This window comes from Actinomadura sp. KC216, assembly GCF_004348535.1.
GTDB lineage: Bacteria > Actinomycetota > Actinomycetes > Streptosporangiales > Streptosporangiaceae > Spirillospora.
This window is the reverse complement of the sequence record NZ_SMJX01000005.1, coordinates 17,803-44,433: the sequence shown is the minus strand read 5'-3', so window position 1 is coordinate 44,433 and position 26,631 is coordinate 17,803. Positions and strand designations below refer to the sequence as shown.

The window sequence follows — 26,631 nt, the reverse complement described above, 5'->3', positions numbered from 1 at the left end:
ATTCGTCCACACCCTGCCGAGGCACCATGAAGCAACCGCTGGTCAGCGTGATCACGCCGGTCTACAACTGCCGGGACACCGTGGTCCGGGCCCTTGAGTCGGCGTTCGCCCAGACCCTGCCCCCCGAGCGGGTCGAGGTGATCGCCGTCGACGACGGCTCGACCGACGGCAGCGCCGAGCTGCTGGACGAGCTGGCCCGTGCCCACGAGCAGCTGACGGTCATCCACCAGCCGAACTCGGGCGGCGCGGGCGCGCCCCGCAACCGGGGCCTGGAGCAGGCGACCGGGGAGTTCGTCTTCTTCCTGGACGCCGACGACGCGCTCGGGCCCGAGGCGCTGGCGCGGATGACCGCGATGGCGGAGCGGAACGGCACCGACATCGTCCTCGGCAAGCAGGTCGGCACCGGCGGCCGCAAGATGCCCCAGGTGTTCGGTGAGACGGTCGAGCGCACCCACGTCCTCGAACCCGGCTCCGACCTCTTCTGGCGCATGTCGATGGCGGCCCTGCAGCTCTTCCGCCGCTCGCTGATCGAGGACGCCGGGCTCCGCTTCACCGAGGGCATCCCGACGCACGAGGACCAGCTGTTCACCGCCGGCGCCTACCTGCGCGCCCGGGGCGTGTCCATCCTCGCGGACTACGACTGCTACTACTGGGCCGCGCGCGCGGACGGGAGCAGCATCACCCAGCTCGGCGGCACCCGCGCGGCCGACCTCTACACGATCGTCACGACCGCGATGGAGCAGGCCGCGGACTTCGCCGAGCCGGGCGAGATCCGCGACCAGCTCCACCGGCGCTACCTCGACCAAGAGGTGTTCGGGCGGCTGCAGCGCAAGTACCTGGGCGCCCCCGAGGACGAGCGCAAGGTCACCTACGCCGCGTGCCGCGACCTGCTGGAGAAGTGGCTCTCCCCGGGGCTGCGGCGCGGGCTCGTCCCCGTCCGCCGCGTGATCGCCCACTGCGTGCTCAACGACCTCTGCGACGAGCTCGACACCGTCCTGCGCTTCCACAACGAGGCCGGGCGTCCCCGCCTCCACCTGGAGGACGGACGGTGCTTCCAGAAGTACCCGTTCTTCCGCGACGCGTCCGCCGGCATCCCGGACGACTGCTACGAGCTCGCGCAGCCGCCGACGATCCAGCACCGGCTCTCTTGCCCGTCCTGGACGGACGACGTCCTCCGGATCGGCGGCACCGTCGTGGTGCGCGATACTGACGAGGGCACCCCCGACCTGCACCTGATCCTGGACGGAGACGACGGCCCCCGGCGCATCCCATGTGAGACCGCCCCCGCTGAGGGCACCGACCAGGGAATGGCCACCACCTACACCGCCGATCTCCACCCCGTGTCCGAAGGCTGGCCGGACGGCCGGTGGACGGTCGCCGTGGAGGCGAGCATCGCAGGGCATGTGCAGACCATCCCCGTCCAGAAGCCGGGCGGCATGCACGTTCCGACCGTGCTCGACACTCATCCGGCGGAGGGTGCGCGGCTCGTCCGCGTCCTGCCCGTCCGCGGCCGGGGGGACCTCGGCCTGGAGCTCGGCGGCGGCCCGGTCCCCGGAGACCTCCCCGACGCCGAGGCGAGCCTGAGCTCCGGGAACCGGCTGCGGGTGCGGATCGAGGCACCGCCCGTCCTGGGGCCGGGACCGGCACCGGCGATGAGCGTCGTCCTCCGGCACGCCGGTGACGAGAACGCGGCGATACGCGCCGTCCTCGAGCCCGACGGGCCGTCCCACCTGCAAGCCGACCTGTCCCTGGCCCGCGCTCGCGGCGGACGCTGGAAGGCGTTCTTCGAGATCGGCGGCATCGGCGACCCCGTCCGGACGCGGCTCCGCGAAGGAGCGGGAGTCCTGGGGCCGGTCACCGCCTCGTGGGCGCCGCCGCGGCGCGTGCACGTCCGGCTGGACGAGAAGTGGCTGACGGCCTCCGTCACCGACCCGGTGCGGCAGCGGGCGGCGAGCCTCCGGCGGAGGCTGATCCGCAAGCCGCGATAATGGCCGCACCGCAGCACACCCGCCAGAAAGGCACCGAATGACGCACCGCATCCTCCCGAGCGCGCAGGTGGACCCGTCCGCCGAGATCGGCGACGGGACCACCGTGTGGGACCTCGCCCAGGTGCGCGAGGACGCCCGGCTCGGCACCGGCTGCATCGTCGGACGCGGCGCGTACGTGGGGTCGGGCGTGCGGATCGGCGACAACGTCAAGCTGCAGAACCACGCGCTCGTCTACGAGCCCGCCGTGCTGGAGGACGGCGTGTTCGTCGGACCGGCGGTCGTCCTCACCAACGACCGTGAGCCCCGCTCCGTCGACCCGGACGGCAGGCTGAAGCGCGGCGGCGACTGGGAGGCTGTCGGCGTGCACGTCGCCGAGGGAGCGTCCCTGGGCGCCCGCAGCGTGTGCGTCGCACCGGTACGGATCGGCCGCTGGGCGATGGTCGCCGCGGGCGCGGTCGTGACCCGCGACGTCCCCGACTTCGCCCTGGTCGCCGGCGTCCCGGCCCGCCGCATCGGCTGGGTCGGCCGCGCGGGCGCCCGCCTCACCGAGCTCCCGGACGAGCCCGGGACGTGGGAGTGCCCGCGGACCGGTGCCCGCTATGTCGAGACAGCCGCCGGGGACGACTCCGGCACCACCATTCTCATGGAAAAGGAAGCATGAGCCTCAAGGTTCTCAGCGTCGTCGGCGCGCGTCCGCAGCTGGTCAAGCTCGCTCCGATCGCGTCCGCGCTCGCCGCGGCGGGAAGCCGGCACGTCATCGTGCACACGGGCCAGCACTACGACGCCGACCTGTCGGACGTGTTCTTCTCCGGCCTCGGCATTCCCGACCCGGACGTGCACCTCGGCGTCGGGTCCGGCAGCCACGGCGTCCAGACCGGCGCGGTCATGGCGGCCCTCGACCCGATCCTGGAGCGCGAGCGTCCCGACTGGGTCCTCGTGTACGGGGACACGAACTCGACGCTCGCGGGCGCGGTGTCCGCCGTGAAGCTGCACCTTCCGGTCGCGCACCTGGAGGCAGGGCTGCGCTCGTTCAACCGCCGCATGCCGGAGGAGCACAACCGCGTCCTCACCGACCACGCCGCCGACCTGCTGCTCGCCCCGACGGACGAGGCGATGCGCCACCTGGCCGCCGAAGGGCTCGCGGAGCGGAGCGTCCGCACGGGCGACGTGATGGTGGACGTGTGCCTCCGCATCCGCGACACGGTCCTCGCCCAGACGAGCGGCGGGCTCCCCGAGGGCCTTCCGGACGGGATCGACCCCGAGCGGCCCTACCTGGTCGCCACCCTGCACCGGGCGGAGAACACCGACGACGCGGCCCGGCTCGGCTCGCTCGCCGACGCGCTCGCCGACCTGCCCGTCCAGGTCGCGCTGCTCGCCCATCCCCGCCTGCTCGCCCGCGCCGAGACGCACGGGATCAAGCTGGGGCGCGGCGCGGTGCGTGTCGGCCGTCCGCTGCCCTACGCCGCCATGGTCGCGGCGGTGCTCGGCTCGCAGGGCGTCATCACCGACTCGGGGGGCCTCCAGAAGGAGGCGTTCCTGCTCGAACGCCCGTGCACGACGCTGCGGACCGAGACGGAGTGGCCGGAGACCCTCAACGGCGGGTGGAACGAGCTGGTCGCCGACCCCGGTACGCTCGGCGCCGCCCGCTGGTCGGAGACCGCCACCCGCAAGGCACCGGACGTCCCGCGCGGCACCCCCTACGGGGACGGGCGCGCGGCCGAGACCGTCGCGGCCGTCCTGGCCGAGCGCGCGCACCGGTAGCCGGCGCGGGTCCCGGGCCCTCCTCAGACCTCGGGTTCGAGGGTCCGGGTCTGCCGCGTCGTCACGGTGAGGTCCGGGTACCGGCGGGCGAGCCGCCGGGCGAACGGCACCGACGTGTCCTCGATCACGATGACCCGGCTGACCCGGGCCATGTCGATGCCGGGCAGGACGCGCCGCCGCGCGATCCGGGACAAAAGCAGCGGCCGGACGTGCCGGTAGAAGGGCACGACGAAGAGCCGCCGGTGGACGGCGCCGGAGACGCGCCGCTGCACCCGGTCCAGGACGGCACCGGGACGGCCGAGCCGGATGAACGGCCACACGACGGCACGCGGCACCCTGCTCACGATCGTGTGCTCCAGCCAGGGCAGCGGATGCCTGGCCTCGAACCTGTCGATCGGGTGCAGCCGCGCCCGCTCGTCCAGCGCCGTCCAGCCGCTCGACTCGGCGGTCACCACCTCGACCTGCGCCCCCTCCTCGTCGAGGAAGTGGGCGGCGAGCCCGGCGACCCTCCTGTAGTCGCGCTTGTGGGTTCTGGGGTCCATGGCCAGGATCAGCACCCGGGGGGACGGCCCCTGGTTCACGTCTTCGCCTCCCAGCTCGGTCATCCGGCGGCCGCACCCCCGCGGGCGGCCAGTTCTGTCAGGCGCCGCACCAACGGCTCCAGCGACACGGTGCGTTCGAAGCGCCGCGCGTAGTCGCGCGCTTCGGCGATCTGCCGCTGGTCGAGACCCGCCGCCGCCTTCGCGGCCTCGACCATCGACCGGGCGATGGCGTCCGGTTCGAGCCCGCCCGGGTTGAACCACAGCGGGTAGTCCCGCAGAACCTCCTCGGCCGCCGACCCGGGCGCGTGGACCGACACGATCGGACGGCCCGCCGCCATGTACTCGAACACCTTCCCGGAGGTGACGTAGCGCGCCCCGCCCGCGAGGAACACCAGGACGTCGGTGTTCCGGTACACCTCGTGCAGTTCGATCTTGGACGCCGGACCGCGGTAGCGCACCCCGGGCGCCAGATCCCGCTCGCCCTGCTGCTCCTTCTGCTCCTTCCGCCCGCCGCCGTCCTCCTCGTCGGACGTGGGCGCGAGCCGTTTGCGGAGGGTCCCGTCGGACCCCTTGAAGAACCCGAGGTACCCGTGCAGGTCGAGCCCGGCACCGGCCAGATCCGGATGTTCGCGGGCGCGGGCGAAGCCGTCGATCATCGCCTCGATGGGCTGCTTTCCGGTCAGCGTGCCGACGTAGGAGAAGCGGGGGCGGCGCTCGTCCCGCCCGTTGCGGATCTTCGTGGGCGGCTCGACCGTGGCGTCGAGCGTGTCGGCGTCCCAGCCGTTCGGGACGACCATCATCCGGTCCGCCACCCGCGGATAACGCTCGGCGTGCCAGGACCGCAGCGCCTCGTTCACGAAGACGACATTGGACGCCCGCTTCAGCACCCGCCGTTCCCAGGAATAGGCCGGGTGGCCGTCCTCGAACGCGGGCTCCTCGCTGAAAAGGTCGAGGGTCCAGGCGTCGCGGTTGTCGAGAATGTAGGGAGTCCGGGTCAGCCGGTTGAAAAGCCAGGCCGCCGCGAACGAGGCGAACGGATTTCCCGTCGCCAGCACGACGTCGAATTTCTTCCGCGTGTGCATGCGCAGCGCCCGCCGGACGCTCGCCCAGGCCCACGACGCGTAGTTCTCCGGGAAGACGTGCTTCTGCTTCCAGCCGTACAGCGAGCGGGCGAAATGCGGGAACGTCCCGCGGAACCTGCTGTAGTCGCGCACGTTGTGCTGCCAGACGAACAGGTCCAGGTCGGGCCGCACGACCTCGATCCGCGGATCCACCGAATCCAGCAGCCTCTCGTCGAACGAGCCGATGGCGTCCCGGAGGAAGGGCATCGGCGCGGCGAAGACCGTGACGTCCCAGCCCTTCTCGACCAGCAGATTGGCCGTCGCCCGCGGACGGTACACGCCGCTGGCCCGCGACGGAGGAAAGTAGAAGGCGAGGTACAGCAGCCGTGGGCGACGGTTGGCCATCTATCTCATCCTTCGACGTGACCGGCCAGCGGCCGTTCTTGGGTGCCGGTGTAGGCGAGCCGCGCCCCGGAGCGCGCGATCACGTCGCGCAGTCCGGCCGCGACGACCATCGACTCCGGGTCACCGACGATGACGAGGTCGATCGACCGGCCGCGCAGCAGGTCGCGGTCGATGACGCGCTCCCGCGCACGGGCCGGGTCGCGCCGGTAGAGGCGGGCCAGCCGGCGATCGACGGGACGCTCGACGCGGCGCACGTACGCCGACCGCAGCCGCTTGCTCAGCCCGCGCAACGGGCCGGGCAGGCACACGCGCAGGAGGAACAGCGGGACGCGGGTCAGCAGCAGCCGCACGATGGCGGGCCGGGAACCGTGTTCGAGCCGCGATAGCTCGACCAGGTCGACTCCTTCCGGAAGCGGCCCCTTGCGCCATTTCGCGGCCGTGCCCACGAGCACGGTCACCTTGTCGCCGTGCGCGATCACATGCTCGGCCTCGGCGGTGATCGCCGGACGCCGGGTGCCGCCCAGGGCGAGGAAGAGTACGTTCACGGCGCGTCCGTCCTCCGGTCGTCGGCGGGGTCGTCCGGGAACCAGTGCCGGTAGTGCTCCTCGGCCACAGTGCGGTGGCCGTAGCGCTCGTCCAGGACCCGGCGGGCCTCCGGCAGGTCGAGACCGTCGGGGAACCGCTCGCGCAGCCGCCGGTACCCGGCCACGATCGTGTCGGGGTCGTCGTCCACATCGATCATCTCGCCGGCGGCGTCCTCCACCCCGGCGAGGGTGACCTGCGGCCCGCCGCAGCGGGTGACCAGCACGGGCAGCCCGGCGGCGACCGCCTCGACGATCGCGACCCCGAAGGTCTCCCCGCGGGACGGGTGGACGAGCACGTCGTGCTCCCGCATCCGCCGCAGGGCCTCGTCCGGCTGGAGGGCGCCGGTCAGGGTGACGGCGTCCTCGACCCCGAGTTCGGCGGCGCGGGCCGTCAGCTCCTTCGCGAGCCGCCCGTCCCCCACCATCGTCAAGGTCAGGTCCCGGTCCTCGGCGTGGCACTTGGCGAACGCCTCCAGCAGCAGGCCGACGCCCTTGTGCTCGATGAGGCCCCCCACGTACAGCCAGCGGCGCAGCTCGGTGACGGGCCGGTTCCTGGGCGCGTCGAAGAAGATCGGGTTCGAGATCATGCCGATCTTGTGGGCGAGGTCGGGGAAGGCCTCCGACAGCTGCTCCCGAAGCGTCTCCGAGACCACGAGGAAGCCGGTGCAGCGCGCCAGCACCTCCCGGTACATCTCCCGCGAGTCGGGCTCGTCGAGCACCTGCCCGAGGAAGGACGCGTGCTCGGTGACGAACACGCGCGCGTCCGGCCTGGCGTTCTCCACCGCCGTCCAGCCGCCGCGGAGCCCCACGTGCGCGTGGACGATCGGCGCGGGGATCGGCTCGCCGCCCAGCGCCTCGCGGAGCCACAGGGCATGGCCGCGGGCGAGGTCCGCGAACGACCGCTGCCCGGCCACCCGCCGCCCGGTCAGTGCCGGGACGCGCACCAGCCGCGCGCCCGCGACCGTCGGCTCGGGACGCAGCGCGCTCGGCAGCAGGCTCCGATGCGCGTCGGCCACCACGGCCGCGTCCTCCGCCTCCGGGTCCACGATCCAGGCATAGGTGTGGTAGACGGTGACATCGCCGCAGCCCGGCGCCGTCGCCTTGACCATCCCCTCCACGAACGCGCCCCGGGCCTTGTGCTCCGGAGTCGGGTACCAGGGTGTGACGACGGCGACGTCCCTGCCGTGGGCTGTGCTCTTCATCGGCCGGTCACTCACTCGCGAACGGCCGGCGTCCGGGAGGACGGCAGCAGCTCCGTGTAGACGGCGTCCAGGATCTCGGCCTGCGCGGGCCACGTCCACTGGTGGAGCAGGTCGGGCCGCTCGTCGTACACGTCGCGGTACTTCTTCAGGTTCTGCATGACCGCGGTGACGGCCCGCACGAAGTCGTCCTCGTCCTCGGCCGTGAACACCTCGCCGTGCCCGGTCTCCTTGACGACGTCGCTCATCGCCTTGACGTCGCTGACGACGATCGGCAGCCGGGCGTGCGCGTACTCGAAGAACTTCGTGGCCAGCGCGATCTCGTGGTTCGGCAGGTGGTGCAGCGGGTGGATGCCGAAGTCCGCCGCCGACAGGAACGGGACGACCTGGTCGAACGGGACGAACGGCAGCAGGGTCACCCGGTCCCGGACGCCGAGCTCGGTGGCGCGGTTCATCAGCGCCTTCACGTAGTCGGCCCGCGACGAGGGGACGATCAGGGCGACATGCAGCCCCGGCAGCCGCGGCAGCGTCTCGATGATGATGTCCAGGCCGCGCTGCTTGGTGGCGCCGCCGCTGTAGACCGCGAGCGGGGTGTCGGCGTCGATGCCGCACATCTCCCGCATGTCGGGCACCGGCTGGTCCGCGCTCACCTCGACGTCGGTGACCGGGGCGTTGAGCACCACGGCGGGCCTGCGCTTGAGCCCGTGCTCCTCGACGAGCCATTCCGCCAGGGGCTCCGAGACGGTCACGATCGCGTCCGCCACGGGGGCGTACTCGCGCTCCATCGCGATCATGGCGGGGTGCCAGCGCGGCGGGTTGTTCCAGCGGACGCCCGGAAGGTACTCGTGGGCGTCCCATACGAACTTCACCTGCCGGCCCCGTGCCCGCGCCCGCAGCGTGGCGCGCGCGCCGATGGCGAGCATCCGGAAGTCGTTGCCGTGGATGATGTCCGGCTCGAGCTCGTCGATGACCTTCCCGTAGGCCGCCTCCCAGTCCCACATGCCGCGGTCCAGAACGCGCCAGGCCCGGTCGCCCAGAAGCTTGAGCCAGACCGCGACCATGAACTTCTCCAGCGGCGAGTCCTGGCTGTTGCGGGCGGCGGTGAGCGAATCGGTCTGGCGGGCCCGCAGCCCGATCCAGCGCTGCTGGACCTTGGCCGCGACGCGCCGTCCGAGGAGCCAGGTCCTGCGCACCGGCCTGGAGGCCCCCGGCTCCAGCCGGCTCGCGGCGAGCTCGGCGCGGCGGGACTGGGCGAGCCGGCGCCGGTACGTCGCGATGTCCGGGTGCCCGTAGGCGAGCGGGCGGCGGATCATGGAGCGCACCGGACGGTACCTCGGCTTGTTCAGGACCTCGCCCAGCGGCACGAGCATCACGTTGGCCTCGCCGAGCGTCCAGCGCTTCTTCTTCTTGCCCCGGTGGAAGCCGATGAGGTGCACCTCCCATCCCGCCGCCGCGGCGTACATCGCCTGCTTCTGCACCCGCGAGTCACGCTCGACGCCGTTGTCGACGAGCATGACGACCCGGCCGCGCGAGCCCGTGCGTCCGGCCTCGTCCTCTTTCTGCAATTCCTTCTCCGTTTCGGTCAGCCCGGACACCGGCGTCCGGAACTACCGGCTCGTTCGGGAGCTCTGGTCGGGCGCGCCGATGACGACGCGGTGGACGCCCGCCCAGCGGGACGGGTCGGTGACGCGGCGGCCGTCGACCAGGGCCTTGACGCCGGGCAGGTCATCCGCGCCCAGGTCGCGGTACTCGGCGTGGTCGGCCTGGACGATCGCGGCGGTCACCGGCTCACCCTGGTGCGGTGGCAGACCGAGGGCCTCCAGTTCCCCGGCCGTGTACATCGGGTCGGACACGTACGGGACGGCGCCGCGCTCGCGCAGCGCCTCCACGGTCGGGAAGACGCCGGAGAACGCCGTCTCCTTCACGCCTCCCCGGTAGGCGGCGCCCAGCACGAGGACCTCCGCGCCGGTGAGGTCGCCGTAGGCGTCCGCGAGGAGGCCGACGGCGTATTCGGGCATCGCCAGGTTGGCGTCGCGGGCGGCGCGGACGACGGTCGCGTCCGGGTCGTTCCACAGGTACATCCGCGGATACACGGGGATGCAGTGGCCGCCGACCGCGATGCCCGGCTGGTGGATGTGGCTGAACGGCTGCGTGTTGCACGCCTCGATCACCTTGGTGACGTCCACCCCGACGGTGTCGGCGTAGCGGGCGAACTGGTTGGCGAGGCCGATGTTGACGTCCCGGTACGTGGTCTCGGCGAGCTTGGCCAGCTCGGCGGCCTCGGCGGAGCCGAGGTCCCACACGCCGTTCGGGCGGTCGAGGTCGGGCCGCTCGTCGAAGTCGAGGACCTGCTCGTAGAACTCCACGCCGTGCCGCGCGGACGCCTCGTCGATGCCGCCGACGAGCTTCGGGTAGCGGCGCAGGTCGGCGAACACGCGGCCGGTCAGGACGCGCTCCGGGCTGAACACCAGGTGGAAGTCGCTCCCGGCGGCCAGGCCCGACCCCTCCGCCAGCATCGGCGCCCAGCGGCCGCGGGTGGTGCCGACCGGCAGCGTCGTCTCGTAGCTGACCAGCGTCCCCGGGCGCAGGCCCGCCGCGATCGACCGGGTCGCCGCGTCCATCCAGCCGAAGTCGGGCGTGCCGGCCTCGTCCACGAACAGGGGGACGACCACGACGACCGCGTCGGACTCGGCGACCGCCGCCGCCGTGTCGGTCGTCGCCGTCAGCAGCCCGGCCCGGACCGCCTCGGCGAGGTGGACGCCGAGGTCCGCCTCCCCGGGGAACGGCTCGCGGCCGGCGTTCACGTCGGCGACGACGCGTTCGTTCACGTCGGCGCCGGTCACCCGGTGGCCCTTGCGGGCGAACTGCACCGCGAGCGGGAGACCGATCTTGCCGAGCGCGACCACGCAGATCCGCATGTGCTACTTACCTCCAGATGACGCGGCGTTTCCAGGGTGCAGGGCGCGCCTGAGCCGCCTGACGACGGCGCGGACCGGAAAGGACGGGCGGGTCTCGATCGCCGTGATGCCGCGCGCGTCGCCGCGCACCGACAGCCGGTAGGGCCTGATCCGACGCCACACGAGCGATCCGCACGGGCCGGACAGCCCGGCGGGCACGGCGACGTCATGCGTCTCCCCGGACGCACGGACCATCAGCCTTAACGTGCGCTTGGCCGAGCCGGAGGCGAACACCACCGGCTTCGGCATCCGCACGGTCAGGGTCAGGGCACCGTCATCGCCGTGCGTACGGTCGAGTTCCGCGCCGGACGCCTCGTCCAGCCGGACGCGCCCGTCGCGGCCACGGACGGCGAACGCGAGACCGACGGCCTCCGGGTCACGGGCGTCGGGCCCGGTGATCGGCGTCCGGACGGTGATCTCCAGGATGCCGTCCGCGTGCCGCGCGCCGACCGCCCGCACCTGCTCGCCGAGCCGCCTGCGCAGCCCTTTGGTGATCTCGTAGTCCTCGTCGGGGAGGCCGGCCTCGGCGTCCTCGAAGCCCTCGTAGGCGAGGTAGGCGCGCCCGTTCTTCATCGTGACGGCGTAGGCCTTCTCCGCCGCGTCGGCCCTGATGGCCTCGCAGAGGCGGTCGACGTCGCCGCGCTGCGCCAGCCGGAGCCGCACGCGCCGCTTGACGGGGAGCAGGGCCATGACGTCGTCGGACACGTACTTCTCGACGAGGGCGCCGACGCGCGTGCACACGTCGCGGCGCTTGTCGCCGTCCAGTTCGAGGAGGCCCTCGCGGATCGGCTTCGTCAGCTCCCATTTGGCGTGCCGGTGGACGATCGCGTCCCGTCCCGGACCCGGCTCCAGCAGCCCGGCGACGAACTCGAAGAGCCGCTCGGCGCACGCCAGCCGCGTGTAGACCTCGACGGAGCCCTGCGTGATGTTGCCGCCGTCGTCGCGGAGCATCGCGTAGTAGCAGGTGTAGTCGGCGAGCACGGAGATCCGCTCGGCGCGCACGCACGCCTCGATGGTGAACGGCTGGTCGCTGCCGATCGGCATGTCCTCGGGGAAGCGGAGCTTGTGCCGCTCCACCAGGTCGCGGCGGAACAGCTTGCAGTTGGACAGCAGCCACGGGAGCGGCGAGTCGAACAGGTCGACGTCGGCGCGGTTCTCGGCGAAGAGGTCCTGCCTGACCTCGCGCCCGTTGACGCCCATCATCTTGCCGACGAGGACGTCCGAGCCCCATGCGTCGGCCGCGTCGACCATCCGCTCCAGCGCCTCGCGGCCGAGGTGGTCGTCGGCGCCGACGAAGTACACGTAGCGGCCTTTGGCGACGTCCAGGGCCCGGTTGCTGGGCGCGCCGGGGCCGCCGGAGTTCGGCTGGCGCAGCACCGTCATGACGTCCGGGTGCTCTTCCGCGAACCGGTCGAGTTCGGCTTCGCTGCCGTCGGTGGAGCCGTCGTCGACCGCGATGACCTCCATGCGGCCGGCGCCGATGCTCTGCCCCACGAGCGAGTTCAGGCAGTCGGTGAGGTACGGCATCGTGTTGTACACGGCGACGACGACCGTGACGTCGACGCCCTGCGCGTCCTCCGTGGGGGGACGACCCCCCGCACCCCCCGACGACCTGGAGTCAGATGGCACCTAGCACCCCTGAAGGTTGGAGCGAGACCGTCTCGCCGAGCCTCGCCGACTCCAGGACGGCGGCCGAGACCTCGACCGTCCGCAGCCCCTGCCGCAACGTCACGATGTCCCCGCCTTCGCCGCCCGCCTTGAAGGCGTCGCGGAACCGTTCGTGCTCCACCAGCAGCGGCTCCCGCTTCGGGATCGCGTACCGGATCATGTCGCCCTCGGAGACGCCGCGGAACGCCCGCAGCGCCTCCCATTCGGTGCTCAGCTCCCCGTTCGCGTAGAACGTCAGGTCGGCGGTGAGGGTGTCGGCGACGAAGCAGCCGCGCTCACCGGTGACGACCGTCGTGCGCTCCTTGAGCGGGCTGAGCCAGTTCACCAGGTGGTTGACCATGCTGCCGTCGCTCAGCCGCCCGACGGCCGCGACCATGTCCTCGTGCGGGCGGCCGCTGCGCGCGACCGTGTGCGCGCAGATGGACACGTAGTCCTGGCCGGTCACCCACCCGGTCAGGTCGATGTCGTGGGTGGCGAGGTCCTTGACGACGCCGACGTCGGCGATGCGGTGCGGGAACGGCCCCTGCCGCCGCGTGACGACCTGGAACACGTCGCCGAGCTCGCCCGCCTCCAGCCGCGCCCGCATGCTCTGCAGCGCCGGGTTGTAGCGCTCGATGTGCCCGACCCCGGCGACCAGCCCGCGCGACTCGAACGACTTCACCAGCCGCTCCGCCGCCTCCACCGACTCGGCGAGCGGCTTCTCGATCAGCGCGCCGACACCGGCCTCCGCCAGCTCGACCCCCATCTCCTCGTGCAGCGCGGTCGGGCACGCCACCACCGCGTAGTCGATGCCGAGGTCGAGCAGGTCCGAGAGGGACGCCAGCATCGGGACGCCGTGCGGGGCGCCGTCCGGCCGCCCCGCCGGGTCGACGACGCCGACGAGGTCGACACCCTCCAGACCGGCCAGGACGCGCGCGTGGTTGCGTCCCATCACCCCGAGCCCGATCAGGCCCGCCCGCAGCGCGGTCACGACGCGTTCCCGGTCTCGTTGACGGCGTCGGCGACCCGGGCGAGGTCGTCCTCGCCGAGCGTGGGATGCACCGGCAGCGACAGCACCTCGCGCGCCGCGCGCTCGGTCTCGGGCAGGTCCCAGCGCGGATCGGGGGCGCCGTCCTTCAGGAACGGCTTCAGCCGGTGGACGGGCGTCGGGTAGTATACGGCGCTGCCGATCTTCCGCTCGTCCAGGTGCCGCTGGACGGCGTCCCGGTCCGCCACCCGGACCGTGTACTGGTGGTAGACGTGCTTCGCGCCCTCCGCGACCGGCGGCGTGACCGCGGCGGTGATCTTCGCGTCGAGGAACGCGGCGTTCGCGCGGCGCCGCTCCGTCCACCCGGCCAGCTTCTTGAGCTGCTCGCGCCCGACCGCCGCGGCGACATCGGTGAGCCGCATGTTCGCGCCGACGACCTCGTTGGCGTACCGCTGCTCCATGCCCTGGTTGCGCAGCAGCCGCAGCATCCGCGCCGTGTCCGCGTCCGCGGTGGTGATCATGCCGCCTTCCAGGGCGTGCATGTTCTTCGTCGGGTAGAAGCTGAAGCACCCGACGGTGCCCAGCGCACCGGCCGGTGTCCCGTTCACGGACGCGGCGTGGGCCTGGGCGGCGTCCTCGACAATGGCGAGCCCGTGCCGCTCCGCGAGCGGCCCGATGCGCTCCATGGCCGCCGGGTGCCCGTACAGGTGCACCGGCATGATCGCGGCGGTCCGCGGCCCGATCGCGGCGGCGACGGCGTCCGGGTCCATGCAGAACGAGCCCGGCTCGATGTCGACGAAGACCGGCTCGGCACCCACGAGACGCACCGCGTTGGCGGTGGCCGCGAACGTGAACGACGGCACGATGACCTCGTCACCGGGCCCGATGTCCAGCGCGAGCAGGCCGAGGTGCAGGGCCGACGTCCCCGAGTTGACCGCCACGCAGTGCCGTCCCGCCACGATCTCGGAGAACTCCTCCTCGAACGCCGCGACCTCCGGCCCCTGGACGACCCGCCCGCTGCGCAGCACACGCACCGCGGCCTCGATCTCCGCCTCCCCGATCACGGGACTCGCCGCGGGGACGAGCCCATCAGATTCCACGGGCATGCACAGACTCCTTAGGGCGAAACGGTGACCGGGCGGCTTCCTCGCGGGAAACGGAGCGCGACACGATGCTCACAATTAGCGGAAGCCTCGCCTAACAGGCAGATTCTAGCCAAGTAAGACCGTTGCGAGGACGTACTCGATCATATGCCGCCCCATGCCCGCGCTGGGAGAACGCCGACCAGTCCCCAGATTCACGGCAGGTATCAGATTGGCGACAGGACGGCGAGCACGAGGTAAAGCCGGTTTAGTGGGTTTGCAAGCTCTTGCCGTCAGGTCTGGGGGCGGGGGGTGGCGAGGCCCATGTCGTAGGCGAAGATCGTGGCTTGTACCCGGTCCCGGAGGCCGAGCTTGCCGAAGATCGCGTTGACGTGGGTCTTCACCGTCGCGGTCCCGATGCCGAGCGAGGCGGCGATCTCGGCGTTGTTGAGGCCCTGGGCGACGCTCTGCAGAACGTCGATCTCCCGGTCGGTGAGGAGCCCGAGCCGCTCGTCCGGACGGGGGCGCGCGCCGACCTCCCCCGCGACGAACGCGTCGATGAGCTGCCGGGTCACCGCCGGGGCGAGCATGCCCTCGCCGCCCGCCACGATACGGATCGCGTCCAGGAGTTCTTGCGGTTCGCAGTCCTTGAGCAGGAAGCCGGAAGCACCGGCGCGGAGGGCGCCGAACACGTATTCGTCGCGCCGGAACGTCGTGAGCACCAGCACCCGGGCCGAGGGCGCCGCCTCGGCCAGCCGACGGGTGGCCTCCAGGCCGTCCATGCCGGGCATCCGGATGTCCATGAGGACGACGTCCGGACGGCGGTCCGCGACCGTCCGCAGGACCTCGGCGCCGTCGCCCGCCTGGCCGACGACCGTCAGGTCGGGCTCCTCGTCGATGATCGCGGCGAATCCCATCCGGACCACGGGCTGATCGTCGGCCACGAGCACGCGGATCGTCACGGCCGGGCTCCCGTCGCCGCGTCCATGGACCTCTCCATCGTCTCGAGCAGCTCCCGCATGCCCGCCAGCGCGGCCCGCGCCTCGGCCGCCACCAGGATCAGCGCCGCCCGCCGCTCGCCCGCCGGGCCGCCGCGCAGCGCCGCCTCGGCGGCCCGCACGAACCGGACGGTGTGCTCGAAGACCGCGTCCCGCAGCCCGGCGGCGACCTGGGACCGTTCGGCTCGCACGATGTGGTCGGTGCGCACCGCCATCGACTCGGCCATCGATCGCTCCCATGCTCGGCTCCGGCCTCGCCCGGACTTGACGGCGGCGCCCCACCCCCAGAAGGCCAGCATCGCGAGCGCGACGGGAATCCCGAAGAATGCGAAGCCGGCGACGGCGTCCACCGCCGTGAACGGCTGCTCCGCCGGATCGGTGGAGAGCGCCGTCACCGCGAGCAGACCGCCCACCGCGCCGGTCACTGCCGTACCCGGCAGCCCTGCGCGCGCCGACGGCCCGTAGGCGGCCAGGGAGTACACCGCGATCGCCTCGGCCGTCCACGCCAGCGCCAGCGAGAGCAGCCAGCTCACGGGGATCATGTCGGCCAGGGTCAGTCCGGCCCAGAGGACGTCGGCACCGGCCACGGCGGCCAGGGTCGCCACGGGCGCCCTCCGCCGCCACCACAGCGCGAGCGCATGTGCCGACAACAGCCCGGAAAGGGCGGCCAAGCCGAGCGGAGTGGTCGGGACGAGCGGGGCGGGCGACGTGACCGCGAGCAGCGGCAGTCCGGCGCACACGGCCACCGCCGTCAGGTCCACCAGTTCAGGCCATCCGAACTCGCGGCGGCGCGATGGGGTCGGCGTCGGGAGGGTCGCATGGACCGACCAGCCACCGGCCGCAGCGGGCCCGGCCCGCAACGTGCCACCGACCTCCGCCACGCGGCTCCGCATGCCCTCGACCCCGCGGCCCCCGCCCGGTTCCGCATCATCGTTCCGGCCTTCGCCCTTTTCGTTGCGTACGAGCACGTCGAGCACACCGGTGCGGTACTCGACGTGAACGGTGACCGGTGCTCCCCTCGCGTGACGCATCGCGTTCGTGAGGGACTCCTGGACGATGCCGTAAGCGGCGGCGACCGTCTCCCCCGGCAGCGCGCGAGATTCGCCCGACACGGTCACTGACACCGGGATGCCGAGGCGGACGAGCCCCGCGCACAAGGGCGCGAGGCGTCCCGGCAGATCGGCGTCCGGCGGGTTCCCGGCCGGCCCGCTCAGGGTCTGCCCGCTCTCGGACGGCCCGCCCTCGGACGGCCGGGCCACCACGTCCACCAGGCGGTTGAGCGCTGCCAACACCTCCCGTCCCATGCCGACGGCGACGTCGAGGGACTCGGCGACCATCTCGGGCCGCCGGTCCGCGAGGCGCAGGGCGGCCGTCGTGTGCACGGTGACGGCGCTGAGATGGTGGCCGGCGACATCGTGCAGGTCGCGGGCCAGCCTCTCCCGTTCGGCGGCGGCGAGCAACACGCGTTCCCGCTCGGCCGCGTCCAGCCGCTCGACGAGCCGTCGCCGCGAGCCCACCCGCTGCCGTCGCAGCCGGCCGAAGGCGATGACGGCCGCGTAGCAGACGGCCGTGATCAGGATGACGGCCGGCAGCTCCAGCGGCGAGCCCGCCTTCACCGCGGCGACGAGACCTGCGGCCGAGGCGGCCAGCGCGCCTCCGGTGACGGCGGTCCGCGCCCGGCGGTGCACGGCCAGCGAGTACAGCGCCATGAGGTCGGCCGCCCAGAGCACGGGGGCTCCGGCGGAGGACGGGAGCGTCAGATCGACCGCGGCCCCGGCCACCACCGCGACGCCCAGCACCGCGGCCGGACGCTCCCGGCGCAGGCACAACGCCAACGCCACGACCGCACCGGCGACCAGCCCGAGCACCCGTTCCCGCGCGCCGGCGGGCTCTTCGAGCAACGCCGCCAGGCCCGGACCCGCGACGAGCTGGACCGTGAGAAGGACCAGGGGCAGCACAACGTCATTCGCCCGTGGCCGACGGTGTGTCAACTCGCTGAACGAGAGCACTTCCTCACTCTAATCCTGATCATCTCGGCGCCGTCAATGACCGGCCACAGAAATCGGCCGCAAAAGGCCGAGCACCTCCACCCGTGGGTGGACCTTTCGCGCCACCCCGGTCTGGTTCAGGCCCGTTCCAACGGACGAGGCACAGGGCTCCCGCCTCCATTAATTTCTCTGATAAGGCCTGATCAGGGCGGAAGATCCGCGGAGCCACGGTCGAGGTCGCGACAACGCTCGGCCCGGGCATCCCGGGACCGGCGGCCTCGGCCCGCACGGCGGCGACCGGGGGAAGCCCGCGCCGGACATCGGCACATCCATCGAGCGAGGACGTCAAATGGACGCAGAATCGGACACGAATTCACCTGCGCGCGTATCCGAAGCCGCCTGGGAGGTGACATCATTCATCGCCTTCGCTGCGTTCGGGGCGAGAATGCTTTCGCACGACGGCTTTCTCTGGTACGCGAGCCTCGCCCTCACGGCGATCGCCGCGCCGCTCTCGGCCGTCCTTCTGGTGCGTTCCTTGCAGAAGGGGACCGAATCGTGGGCCTCGGCGAGCGTCGCACTATCGCTGGTGACCGCGGCGCTGATCCGCCTACTGGTCTAGGCCGTCGCCGCACACCTGCCGCGTGCCGGCGATGGTCGCCGGGGTCGGAGTCGCCTCCGTCATTTTGCTCTCCCACTCGCTCGACGTGGGCCTGGACGTCTGAGGTGTCACGGGGATTGGAGCCAGAAATCGCGCAGGTCGTAGAAGACGGCTTCCTGGTCGAAATGCGTCATCTGTTCGTCACGCCAGGCTTTGTAGTCGGGCGGCATCTCCGTTCGCTCGCCCTCGCGGGCGGCTTCGAGGGAGGTGAAGTAGGCCACGCCGGTGCAGGTGCCGTCGGGGTGGACGCAGAACATGCCGCCGATCATGTCGGGCCGCAGCCGCGTCAGCGTCCGCTGGAACTCCTCGGGCACGTGCGGGCGCACCGCCTCCCGGTCGCGGATATGGGTCCGCAGGATCTGGACGAATCCCGCGTCGTCCGAGCCGCCGCGTCCGAACGTCTCCACGTCGGTGGACTCCTCGAGGGTGACCTCACCCTCGAACAGGTCGGCGACCTGGTCCCACCACTGTCCCTGCATGCGCCGCCGGTCGTTGCGGTGGGCCGCCCGCGGGGAGTCGAAGCGCATCAGGTTGAAGTAGACGCCGTCCTCGGTCACCCCGCCGGTGCTGCCCAGCCATCCCCGGGCTCCGGGGGCGACCTCCCGGTGCCAGCGTTCGGCCGCCTCGCACAGGCGCGCCGCGTCGTTCGTCCGGCCCCTGAGCACCTGGACACACGTCTTACGCTGGCCAAACACCTATCTGACGGTACCGATCGCGTCGCAAACCTGACGTCATCCCCAGTTGAAGATCCCACCGGAACGCCGGACGCCGGGACGTGTGGAAGCCCTGGTCAGGCCGGGTAGCGGGTGGCCTCGTCGACCTGCACGCTGCTCGGATCCGCGATCACCTGCGGCTTGGGCGGAACCTCCTGCCCGGCCATCGTGTCCTCCAGCCGGATGCGCGGAGGAAGGCTGCGCCACCGATCCGCCCCACGCTCTTGCGCCCGCTCAGCATCGCTCATGATCCCATAATGCGCCCCTAACCGGCATTTCGGCATCCCCGGCGGCCATCGGGATCGCGTTCGCGCCCGGTCGGCCGCAACGCCGCCGTCGCTCCGGGCCGGCCTGCGCGCCGTCGAGTCAGACAACTTCCTCCTGGCGATCACCGATCGGCAGCACGGCGGGATGGTGGGCTGCATCAACACGACCCAAGCCGATCCCGTGGCGGGACGCTTCTATCTGGGCCTGGCGGTCGCTCCAGAGCACCAGCGCAAGGGATACGCCTGGGAGGCCGGAATACTGCTCCTCGGCTACATGTTCGGCGAACGCCGCTACCAGAAGGCGCAAGCCTATGTGCACGACTTCAACGAGGTCTCGCAAGCGGGCATGCTCGCCTTCGGCGCCACTCTGGAAGGCCGGTTGCGACGGCACGACTTCTTCGCCGGCCGCTACCACGACAACTTGATCTTCGGTCTCACGGCCGAGGAATTCTTCGCGGCGCACGGATCCACAGGGCCTCAGGTATCGGGCTGACGTCCTGCGCCGAGATCACCACCCATCACCACCGCACCACCGTCCTCACGTAGACCGAACTCGACCGGGATTGAACCGGGGCACCCCGCTTTCCGTGACCACCAACAAAGTCAGGCAGATGGCGACGGGAAGAAGGTCAGTCGATGAAAGGTCGAAGTCGCGTCTTAGGTTGCTTACTCAGCGCCGTCCTGGTGGCGCCGATGGTCCAGTCCTCCGCGTCGGCGGAAACGCGCGCCGAGCCGCCGAGCCGCCGGAACGCGCTCTACGTGCTGCATCTGTTCTCCAACGACATCACTACTTTCACGCTCGACTCCGCAGGGCGGCCCACCCGGATCGGCGACCGCGTGGCGACCGGCGTCCGGCCTCGCGGTTTCGTCTTCACACCCGACGGGCGCCGGGCCTACACGGCGAATGGCGGCGACAATACGGTCTCCGGGTACACGGTCAGCGACCGCGGCGAACTCGCCCCCTTGGGCGCTCCGGCCCCGACCGGCGGGCAGGAACCGTTCGGCATCGCCATCGCCCCGAACGGCAAGACGCTCTACACCGCGAACCTCAATTCCGGCACGGTGTCGGCCCTGTCCATCGACGCGAACGGAATACCCCACCTGATCGGCACGCCGTTGCCCACCGGGGCCACCGAACCGCGAACCGTATCGGCCTCGGCGGACGGACGCTTCGTCTTCGTCAGCCACGGGCTCCCCGTCAAGGGACGCGCGGACGAGCTGGTCGTGTTCGCCGTCGACCGCGACGGCGGCCTCCGTCCCACCGACCTGCCGACGGTCCCGGTCGGCTCCGGTGGGAACGGCTCCGACATCACCCCGGACGGCCGGTTCATCTACATCGCGAGCACCGGATCGGACGTCGTCTACGGCTACCGCATCGCCCGGGACAGGAGCCTGTCGTCCGTCCCCGGCTCGCCGTTCCCCACCGCCGTCTTCCCCGAGGACGCGGCGGTCACGCCGGACGGCCGCCACCTCTACGTCACCAGCCCGAACCACGACACCACCGTCACGCGCAACGTCACCGCCTTCTCGATAGGGAAGGACGGTTCGCTGCAACCCGTCCCAGGGTCGCCCTTTGAATCGGCAGGGGCGTCCGTGGGAATCACCCCCAGCCGGGACGGCCGCAACCTCTACGTGGGCAACTTCGAGACCCACGACCTGACGGCCTTCGACATCGGCAAGACCGGCGTGCTGACCCAGCTCGCGGGCTCGCCCTTCCCGACCGGCGGCAGCAACCCCACGTTCCAGGGTGTCGCCGTCCCACCGAACCAGGGCCCGAAGGCGGCCTTCCAGAGCACCGTCACCGGCCGCACGGCCCGCTTCGACGCCACCGCCTCCGCCGACCCCGATGGCACGGTCGCCCGCTACGACTGGACCTTCGGCGACGGCACCGCACTCCCGGACGGCGGCCCGCACCCCACCCACGCCTACCGCCGCCCCGGCACCTACCGGGCCACCCTCACCGTCACCGACGACGAGGGCTGCACCACCGCCTTCGTCTTCACCGGCCAGACCCCCCACTGCACCGGCTCCCCCGCCGCCCGCACGACCAGAACGATCACCATCGAATAGGGCCCGAGACGGCACCGCCCGCGAACCGTTTCCGGTCCCCGGGCGGTGCGCCACAAGGACTAGCTGATCAGGATGACGAAGTTCTCGGCCTCCTTGAAGGTGCGGAGCGTGATGTCGGGGTCGTCGAGGTCGAGCGGCTCGGTGGTGACGGGGAAGTTGGTGATGTTCCGGGTGAACCGGGAGAGCGCCTCCCAGTCGTCGAACAGGCCGTACATCGTGTCGTTCAGGGAGTGGTTCCCGGTCGGGTTGCGGTCGGCGAGAGTGTCGCTGGAGACGTGGGAGACGGCGCCGAAGTGGGCGGCGTGCGTCACGACCGTCGACAGGACCAGGGAGGCCCTGATCACGGGGGTCACGTCGCCTCCCGGCCGGTAGTCGTTCAGGCCGTACAGCGAGTCCTTGATCTCGTTGGCGCTGAGATCGCGCTGGACGCTCGCATGCCGCTCGGGCTGCCCCGTCTGCGTCCAGGCCGACCGCAGCGACGCGTCGGAGGAACCGAACACCATGCTGGTGGGCGATCCGCCGATCCGGCTGCCGAGGTCGTAGTCGCCGAACTGGTAGGTGCCCTGGTCGTTGGTCCAGCCGCGCAGGCGGGTGTCGTGGGCGGACAGGTACAGCGTCAGGAAGTCGCTCGACCCCCGCGAGTCCTGGAGCTCGACGCGCATCCGGATGATGCGGTCGGGGTCGGCCGTGGTCTGGCCGACGTTCCCCCGGAACGGATGGGCCCCGGCCGCCCGCCGCAGAGATCCGATCATGTCGTTGTAGTTGCGCGACAGCTCGGGGCCGCTGGACGGGGTGATGTTCCACGTCACGTCCGGCCTCGCCTGCTGCTCTCCGGTCTCGTCCGGGCGGGGGCCCGGCCCGTCGTCGTCGGCGCCGGTGTCGCCCTGTTCCAAGGCCGGGACCGCGGCCCACAGCTGGCTCGCGTCGGTGCCGCTGGTGCAGGACCGGCCGACGGGATGGTCGCCCTCGCCCTCCAGCGTCAGGCAGCGGCGCGTGCCCTCGTTGAGCAGCGTCATGTAGCCGGAGTGGACCGTGGAAAAGATCAGCCTCCACCGGTCGGCGGAGTCAATGCCGCAGGGGCGCCAGAATGTCTTGGTGTGCAGGTTGGGCTCCGTCGAGAACGGGGTGTCCACCTCGTGAAGGCACTGGTTGTACTCGTTGACGATCTGGGACTGTCCCCGGGCGACGGTGCGGAGCGAGTATCGCTGGGTGGCCGACGTGCTGCGGTTCTTCACGACGCCCCAGAAGCGCTGGGGCCGGTTGATCCTGCTGTCCTCGCGCTGGTCGAGTGCCTTCGCGTTCTTCTTGCTGATCACGGTCTTCTTCCGTCCCTTCGCGTCCGCCGCCAATGGACGGAATTCGACGGGGACGTGGTCGGACGACAGGTCGCCGATCCGGTTCCCACCCCATTCGCTGGGGAGATTGCAGTTGGTCACCATGTAGTCGAGTTCGCGCATCTCCCCACTGGAGAGAACGTGCGTCGGCTCATTGGGGCTGTAAATCCTGCCGGTCCCGGGAAGTGTGGGCAGGTTCGGGTCGAAGCCGGGAGTCTGCAGGGAGCTGCCGGCCGGGTTCCACCGGTGCGGCTCGCGGTTGAAGTCGCCGAGCGCGACCCAGCAGCGGTTGCCCGTGACCTGCTGGTTCATCTGCCGGAGCAGCCCGTTGTCGTCGTTGCCCGAGCCGGACAGGCCGTGCATCGTGAAGAAGACGGTCGTCCCGAGGCGGATCCCGAACGCCGGGCGGCTGCTCTGGAAGGACGGCGGGATGATGATGATCTCGTCGGCGGCGTACGGGGTGACGATGGCGAGGTTCACCCGGTGGCCGCCGGGATCGGTCTCCATGAAGTACACGTTGCGCACGCCCCCCTGGTCCAGGGGGTCACTGTCAACGGTCTCCACTCGCCATAGGTACCGGTCGACTCGCATCCCGTGCTGCTGGGCGGCCGTTTCGGGCGTTCCCATGCTGGTCGGCCTCGCGCCCGCCTCCTGTAAGGCGATCACGTCGTGCGTCCTGGCCTGCGTCCGGACGGTGTTGGTCCATTTGGCGAGCTGTCCGTCGGCGGCGCCCTGCATGTTATAGGTCATCGGCCGGTGCTGCTGGAGCGGCAGCGCGTCGGCCCGCTGCGGCACCGTGACCGCCGTGACGGCCGACGCGACGAGCGCGAGCGACACCACGCCGGCGACGGCCCTGGTCACCCGCCGTCCGGCCCGGCCCGAACCTGTCCGATGTCGAGGCTTCAAGATCATTTACGGTCCCCGATAAGTGGGTTCCGACCGCCGTGAAGCCTTCCTGACAGGCTTCAGGTTGCGGCAGTCGATATCGGAGTAGATGCCACCCGAACCAGAAAAGTTCTCATGTTCTACCGTCCAGTAGCCCAAATTCGGCGCGGACGCGGCTGATCAGGTGAAATCGGCGGCCGTCATTCCCGCCGGATGGCCGGGCGGCCACTGCACGAGCTCGATCCGGTACCCGTCGGGGTCGGTCAGCCACGACGTCCGGACCCCGGGTCCCGGCTCCGCGGGAGGCTCGGCCATGACGCCCTTGACCGCGAGATCCGCGATCGTGGCATCGAGATCGTCCACCTGGACGACGAGGTGGTTGACGGCGCTGACGTCTTCAACCGGCTTCGCGGGGTCGTGCACGAGCTCAAGGCTGACGAACGGATCGTCGGGCAGCTTGAGCATGGTCAGGCTGCCAAACCCAGTCTCAGGGACGCCGCCGACCACCGCGTAACCAAGCGCGGCGTAAAAGGCGAGCGACCGTTCAAGGTCGCTGACCCGCAACCCAAGATGCAACATCCGCATACTCGGCAGGCTAGCGGGGCATCGATGAGTGTCGGCTCACCCCGTGCTCAGACTCCGATTAGCGTGGAGTGAATGTGGTCGTCGAGGTCGGCCACGAACGCCTCACGACGCCAGGGGCGCAACTCTAGGCGCGCGAGCCGGAGCCGCTGAGCCGGAACGCGCCCTCGAGTGGCGGCGGCGAGCTCAACGCATTCGTGCAATTGCCCGGCCGCGGCCTCGGGAGCACCCGCGCCGGATGTGCGGAGTCGCGCGAGCGCGCGGTCGGTCAGAACGATGGCCCGCTGGACGCCCTCCCGGGGCCTCGTCAAAGTCTCGGCGGATCTCGCCAGCTGGCGTTCGGCGGCCTCGGCCTCACCGAGGAAGATGCCGCACACGCCCTCGAAGCCTCGGAGCGGCCCCTTACTGAACGAGTTCGCCATCGGGTCGCCCGCTGTGTCGGCGTCCAGGTCGCACCACGCTCTGTGCAAGGCCGCGTGGGCACGGCGCACCTGTGGGGGCTCACTGCGCGCAGCCATCTCGGCCTGGAGCGCATGCGCCCGCGCCCGCATGAGGGCGCTGCCACCACGACGCGCGTCCCGCACGGCGGCGTCGGCGATGCCGCGGGCCCACCCGATGTCGCCGGTGGAGTAGTAGGTGACCATCGTCTGGCTTGAACGAATCAAGGCCCGTTGTGAATGGTCGACCTCGCCCGCGACCGCTACCGCTTCTTCGTACAGCGCGAGCGCGGCAGAGTCGTCACGGGTCTCGAACGCCAGTCGAGCGGCCAGCGCGAATGCACGGGCGGCAACGGCGTTCAGCTGGGATCGCAGCCCGGCAGGACTATCGCGCGTCAACAATTGCCGACATGCTTCGACCACGGCCGCCTGGACGAGGTGGAGCCGCACGAACGGAACAGTGCTGATCTGCCCGTCTACCGTCCTGCTCGTCGCGTCGAGTCCATCGAGCACCGAGACGCTCAACGACTCGGGCCGGGCGAGCACACCGGCCAGCTCAGCGCGGGTCGAGGCATCGAGGAAGGCCAGAAGGCTCATGCCCGTGTCGACCACGGCGGCGGCAACGGTGTTCGTCAGCTCATCGATCCGCTCAGATGGCACGCCGAGTAGCGCCAGTGCCTCCATTAGCTCGCGGAAGTCCGAGCCGGAGCCGAGGGCCACCGATCCGGCAGGCGTGCGCGCGTAGACGTACGCGAGAAGCACCTGATATTGCTCGTCGGGAGTACTGACGGCTGCCTCCCAGCGTCCGACGGTCCGCCGGATGCTGTTCAGTTGGGCCGAGCCGACTCGTGTGATGTGCAGCCCGCGGCCATGCGAACGCAGTTGTGCGGCCAGTTCGGCCCAAGACCAACCCCGCTTTGTCCGGAGCCGCCGTAGGGCGTGGGCTCCGACCTTGCGTTCTCCGTCCATGTCGGCAGTACACCATCACAGTTCTCAGATCGGCATCACCAATCGAGGTTTGTCATGGTTTGCCGCATAGTCGAGCGTGTACCAGGTGCCACTTGATCGCATCCCCCGAAGGGGAAAGCCAATGACGAAGCCGCTGCGGTCCACCATCCAGCGATTGCGCGCGAAATAGCCTTCGGTGTTGAGGGTGCCACCGAGTTCTACCAATTCAGTGAGGCGGCCCGCGTTTCGGACCGTAGCCACGGCACGCCGAGCGTCGGGCGGCTGATCGGCCAACCGGGCCGGAACGGCTACCACGAGCCGCACATCCGTCTCGTCGGCCAGCCAGAGCAACGCGAGCGAGTCGATACCGGACGCGCCTCCCAAGTGGAAGCTAACACCGGGCTGCGCGAACGGGCGGACGTACTCATCGAACATCGCCCGGTAGTCGGTCAATGCGCGGTGATCGGTCGAGCGCGTACCTGTGATCGTCACGGCCTGCGGCATGCCCTGTCCTCATGTCACCAGATGTCATCTCCCTCTTGTGTGACGAACCCTATTCACTCGGTCACACAGAGGAGCTCGTCCGGCCTGTCACTCGGCAGACGACGGTGAACCGCCTGATGAGTCCCCTTCGCCAGACGAGAGCGGCCCCGGCCTGGTGCGCGAACACCAGGTGACCCGGGGCCTCGGCCGGAAGGTGGTCCGACCCATGGCAAATCGTACGGTTCCCCAGGAGCGCCTCGCGGCGTTGGGGGCGCATCTGTCGGCCCGGCGGCTCGAGGTCGAGCTGACCACGCGCGGGTTGAGCGTCAAGAACCCGGACGTCCCTGGGTGCTGTCCGGAGGTCGGTCGACTCTCAGATGTCATCACGTGCCGTCCGCGGGTGGAGGACGACGCGCGGCTCTGGTTCTACACCTCTTGGAACGAGCCCGTCGCCGAGGCGGGACACATCACCGACGCGGCCGTCTTCATCGTCGGCTACCTGCGCAACGGGGCGAAGCAGTGACCCCGCCTTGGGCGGTGGCCGAACTGGAGCCCGAGCAGGTGACGGCCGAGCTGGCGCGCTGGTTTCCCGGTGTGGCGGTGTGGCAGGGCGAGTTCACCGGGAGCTGGTGGGCGCTCGCGTGGGACCGCGCCGGTCGACACCGCCTCGTGGAGGCATCCAAGCCGATGGAACTGGCAGACCGGATCGCGGTGCTGCAGCGGCCCCTTCCGCGCCACGCGCCACGGTACTCGCGGGACAGCCTCGGCGACGCGTCCTCGCGCGTCCAACCGGCGCCTTCGCGGCACCGCCGTTCCGTTCGCCGGGGATGGCTGCGCAGCGCGCTGAGCGGCCTGATCACCGTGAACGCGTCGCACTAGAGCCGGGGCGGCGCGGTGGCATCCCCCCGACGCCGCGTCGCCCCCACCCGTACGTGCGCGGCCATGGGCCGCGATCAGCAGGGAGGAATTGCAGGGTGGGCGGCCGGGACAAGGGCAACACGCCATCTGAGGAATGCCGCGTCCCCCTGACGTCCGCTGAGCGTCAGGGGGACGCG

The 26,631-nt window shown here is 71.1% G+C and carries 25 protein-coding genes; 8 read left to right on the top strand and 17 right to left on the bottom strand.

All coding sequences use genetic code 11. The features are described 5' to 3' along the window. The first annotated feature begins 26 nt into the window (after positions 1–26). From E1264_RS01590 to wecB, 3 genes are read left to right on the top strand one after another with little or no spacing between them, the layout of a single operon-like run. On the top strand, positions 27–1,988 hold the full coding sequence (locus E1264_RS01590) for a glycosyltransferase family 2 protein (protein ID WP_132168783.1): 1,962 nt from the start codon (positions 27–29) through the stop codon (positions 1,986–1,988). Positions 1,989–2,025: 37 nt separating this feature from the next. Beyond that, the gene (locus tag E1264_RS01585) at positions 2,026–2,649 is read left to right on the top strand and encodes an acyltransferase (protein WP_132168781.1); all 624 of its coding nucleotides are present in this window, start codon (positions 2,026–2,028) and stop codon (positions 2,647–2,649) included. After that, the gene (gene wecB / locus E1264_RS01580) at positions 2,646–3,749 is read left to right on the top strand and encodes a UDP-N-acetylglucosamine 2-epimerase (non-hydrolyzing) (RefSeq protein ID WP_132168779.1); all 1,104 of its coding nucleotides are present in this window, start codon (positions 2,646–2,648) and stop codon (positions 3,747–3,749) included. The genes E1264_RS01585 and wecB overlap by 4 nt, the downstream gene beginning before the upstream one ends. A gap of 23 nt (positions 3,750–3,772) precedes the next feature. Here the strand turns inward: wecB and E1264_RS01575 are convergent, their stop codons facing one another. The 11 genes from E1264_RS01575 to E1264_RS01525 form a co-directional block, all read right to left on the bottom strand. Beyond that, positions 3,773–4,354 (bottom strand): hypothetical protein, encoded by a 582-nt coding sequence (locus tag E1264_RS01575; RefSeq protein WP_132168777.1) that lies wholly within the window; start codon positions 4,352–4,354, stop codon positions 3,773–3,775. Further along, positions 4,351–5,757, bottom strand: a complete 1,407-nt coding sequence (locus E1264_RS01570; RefSeq protein ID WP_207935663.1) for a glycosyltransferase — start codon at positions 5,755–5,757, stop codon at positions 4,351–4,353. Before E1264_RS01570 ends, E1264_RS01575 begins: the two co-directional genes overlap by 4 nt. Positions 5,758–5,762: 5 nt before the next feature. Then, complete coding sequence (locus E1264_RS01565) at positions 5,763–6,302, bottom strand: hypothetical protein (RefSeq protein WP_132168775.1); 540 nt, start codon at positions 6,300–6,302, stop codon at positions 5,763–5,765. Continuing rightward, a complete protein-coding gene (locus tag E1264_RS01560) occupies positions 6,299–7,543 on the bottom strand; it encodes a glycosyltransferase (protein WP_207935662.1) in 1,245 nt (414 codons plus the stop codon). Before E1264_RS01560 ends, E1264_RS01565 begins: the two co-directional genes overlap by 4 nt. A gap of 11 nt (positions 7,544–7,554) precedes the next feature. Continuing rightward, on the bottom strand, positions 7,555–9,105 hold the full coding sequence (locus E1264_RS01555; RefSeq protein ID WP_207935661.1) for a glycosyltransferase family 4 protein: 1,551 nt from the start codon (positions 9,103–9,105) through the stop codon (positions 7,555–7,557). Positions 9,106–9,147: 42 nt separating this feature from the next. Beyond that, positions 9,148–10,458: a nucleotide sugar dehydrogenase gene (locus E1264_RS01550; RefSeq protein ID WP_132168773.1), complete on the bottom strand. Its 1,311-nt coding sequence runs from the start codon at positions 10,456–10,458 to the stop codon at positions 9,148–9,150. Positions 10,459–10,461: 3 nt separating this feature from the next. Beyond that, entirely contained in the window at positions 10,462–12,126 is a 1,665-nt protein-coding gene (locus tag E1264_RS01545) for a glycosyltransferase (protein WP_132168771.1), read from the bottom strand. Beyond that, positions 12,116–13,135: a Gfo/Idh/MocA family oxidoreductase gene (locus tag E1264_RS01540; protein ID WP_207935660.1), complete on the bottom strand. Its 1,020-nt coding sequence runs from the start codon at positions 13,133–13,135 to the stop codon at positions 12,116–12,118. Before E1264_RS01540 ends, E1264_RS01545 begins: the two co-directional genes overlap by 11 nt. After that, positions 13,132–14,238 (bottom strand): DegT/DnrJ/EryC1/StrS family aminotransferase, encoded by a 1,107-nt coding sequence (locus tag E1264_RS01535; protein WP_132168769.1) that lies wholly within the window; start codon positions 14,236–14,238, stop codon positions 13,132–13,134. The genes E1264_RS01540 and E1264_RS01535 overlap by 4 nt, the downstream gene beginning before the upstream one ends. Positions 14,239–14,507: 269 nt before the next feature. Next, positions 14,508–15,176, bottom strand: a complete 669-nt coding sequence (locus E1264_RS01530; RefSeq protein WP_132168767.1) for a response regulator transcription factor — start codon at positions 15,174–15,176, stop codon at positions 14,508–14,510. After that, entirely contained in the window at positions 15,173–17,170 is a 1,998-nt protein-coding gene (locus E1264_RS01525) for a histidine kinase (RefSeq protein WP_132168765.1), read from the bottom strand. Before E1264_RS01525 ends, E1264_RS01530 begins: the two co-directional genes overlap by 4 nt. Positions 17,171–17,549: 379 nt before the next feature. Between E1264_RS01525 and E1264_RS01520 the strand changes: the two genes are divergently transcribed. Beyond that, positions 17,550–17,819, top strand: coding sequence for a hypothetical protein (locus E1264_RS01520; RefSeq protein ID WP_132168763.1), 270 nt, complete (start codon positions 17,550–17,552; stop codon positions 17,817–17,819). 107 nt (positions 17,820–17,926) lie between these two features. On the opposite strand, the gene E1264_RS01515 is transcribed toward E1264_RS01520, so the two are convergent. Then, the gene (locus E1264_RS01515; protein ID WP_132168761.1) at positions 17,927–18,553 is read right to left on the bottom strand and encodes a hypothetical protein; all 627 of its coding nucleotides are present in this window, start codon (positions 18,551–18,553) and stop codon (positions 17,927–17,929) included. A gap of 95 nt (positions 18,554–18,648) precedes the next feature. Next, on the bottom strand, positions 18,649–18,819 hold the full coding sequence (locus E1264_RS42915) for a hypothetical protein (protein ID WP_165963908.1): 171 nt from the start codon (positions 18,817–18,819) through the stop codon (positions 18,649–18,651). A 34-nt stretch (positions 18,820–18,853) separates the two neighbouring features. Between E1264_RS42915 and E1264_RS01510 the strand changes: the two genes are divergently transcribed. Both E1264_RS01510 and E1264_RS01505 read left to right on the top strand, forming a co-directional pair. Then, positions 18,854–19,330: a GNAT family protein gene (locus tag E1264_RS01510; protein WP_132168759.1), complete on the top strand. Its 477-nt coding sequence runs from the start codon at positions 18,854–18,856 to the stop codon at positions 19,328–19,330. A gap of 200 nt (positions 19,331–19,530) precedes the next feature. Further along, complete coding sequence (locus E1264_RS01505; protein WP_165963907.1) at positions 19,531–20,907, top strand: beta-propeller fold lactonase family protein; 1,377 nt, start codon at positions 19,531–19,533, stop codon at positions 20,905–20,907. Between the two features lie 59 nt (positions 20,908–20,966). Here E1264_RS01505 and E1264_RS01500 read toward each other — a convergent pair whose 3' ends face one another. From E1264_RS01500 to E1264_RS01485, 4 genes are all read right to left on the bottom strand, one after another. Continuing rightward, positions 20,967–23,102 (bottom strand): hypothetical protein, encoded by a 2,136-nt coding sequence (locus E1264_RS01500; protein WP_165963906.1) that lies wholly within the window; start codon positions 23,100–23,102, stop codon positions 20,967–20,969. A gap of 204 nt (positions 23,103–23,306) precedes the next feature. Then, the gene (locus E1264_RS01495; protein WP_132168753.1) at positions 23,307–23,711 is read right to left on the bottom strand and encodes a VOC family protein; all 405 of its coding nucleotides are present in this window, start codon (positions 23,709–23,711) and stop codon (positions 23,307–23,309) included. Positions 23,712–23,758: 47 nt separating this feature from the next. After that, positions 23,759–25,114: a hypothetical protein gene (locus tag E1264_RS01490; protein ID WP_207935659.1), complete on the bottom strand. Its 1,356-nt coding sequence runs from the start codon at positions 25,112–25,114 to the stop codon at positions 23,759–23,761. A 24-nt stretch (positions 25,115–25,138) separates the two neighbouring features. Further along, entirely contained in the window at positions 25,139–25,597 is a 459-nt protein-coding gene (locus E1264_RS01485; RefSeq protein ID WP_132168751.1) for a hypothetical protein, read from the bottom strand. Between the two features lie 205 nt (positions 25,598–25,802). Here E1264_RS01485 and E1264_RS01480 point away from each other — a divergent pair, with 205 nt between their 5' ends. Both E1264_RS01480 and E1264_RS01475 read left to right on the top strand, forming a co-directional pair. Continuing rightward, the gene (locus tag E1264_RS01480; RefSeq protein ID WP_132168749.1) at positions 25,803–26,099 is read left to right on the top strand and encodes a hypothetical protein; all 297 of its coding nucleotides are present in this window, start codon (positions 25,803–25,805) and stop codon (positions 26,097–26,099) included. Then, positions 26,096–26,455, top strand: a complete 360-nt coding sequence (locus E1264_RS01475; RefSeq protein WP_132168747.1) for a hypothetical protein — start codon at positions 26,096–26,098, stop codon at positions 26,453–26,455. The genes E1264_RS01480 and E1264_RS01475 overlap by 4 nt, the downstream gene beginning before the upstream one ends. Positions 26,456–26,631: the final 176 nt, after the last annotated feature.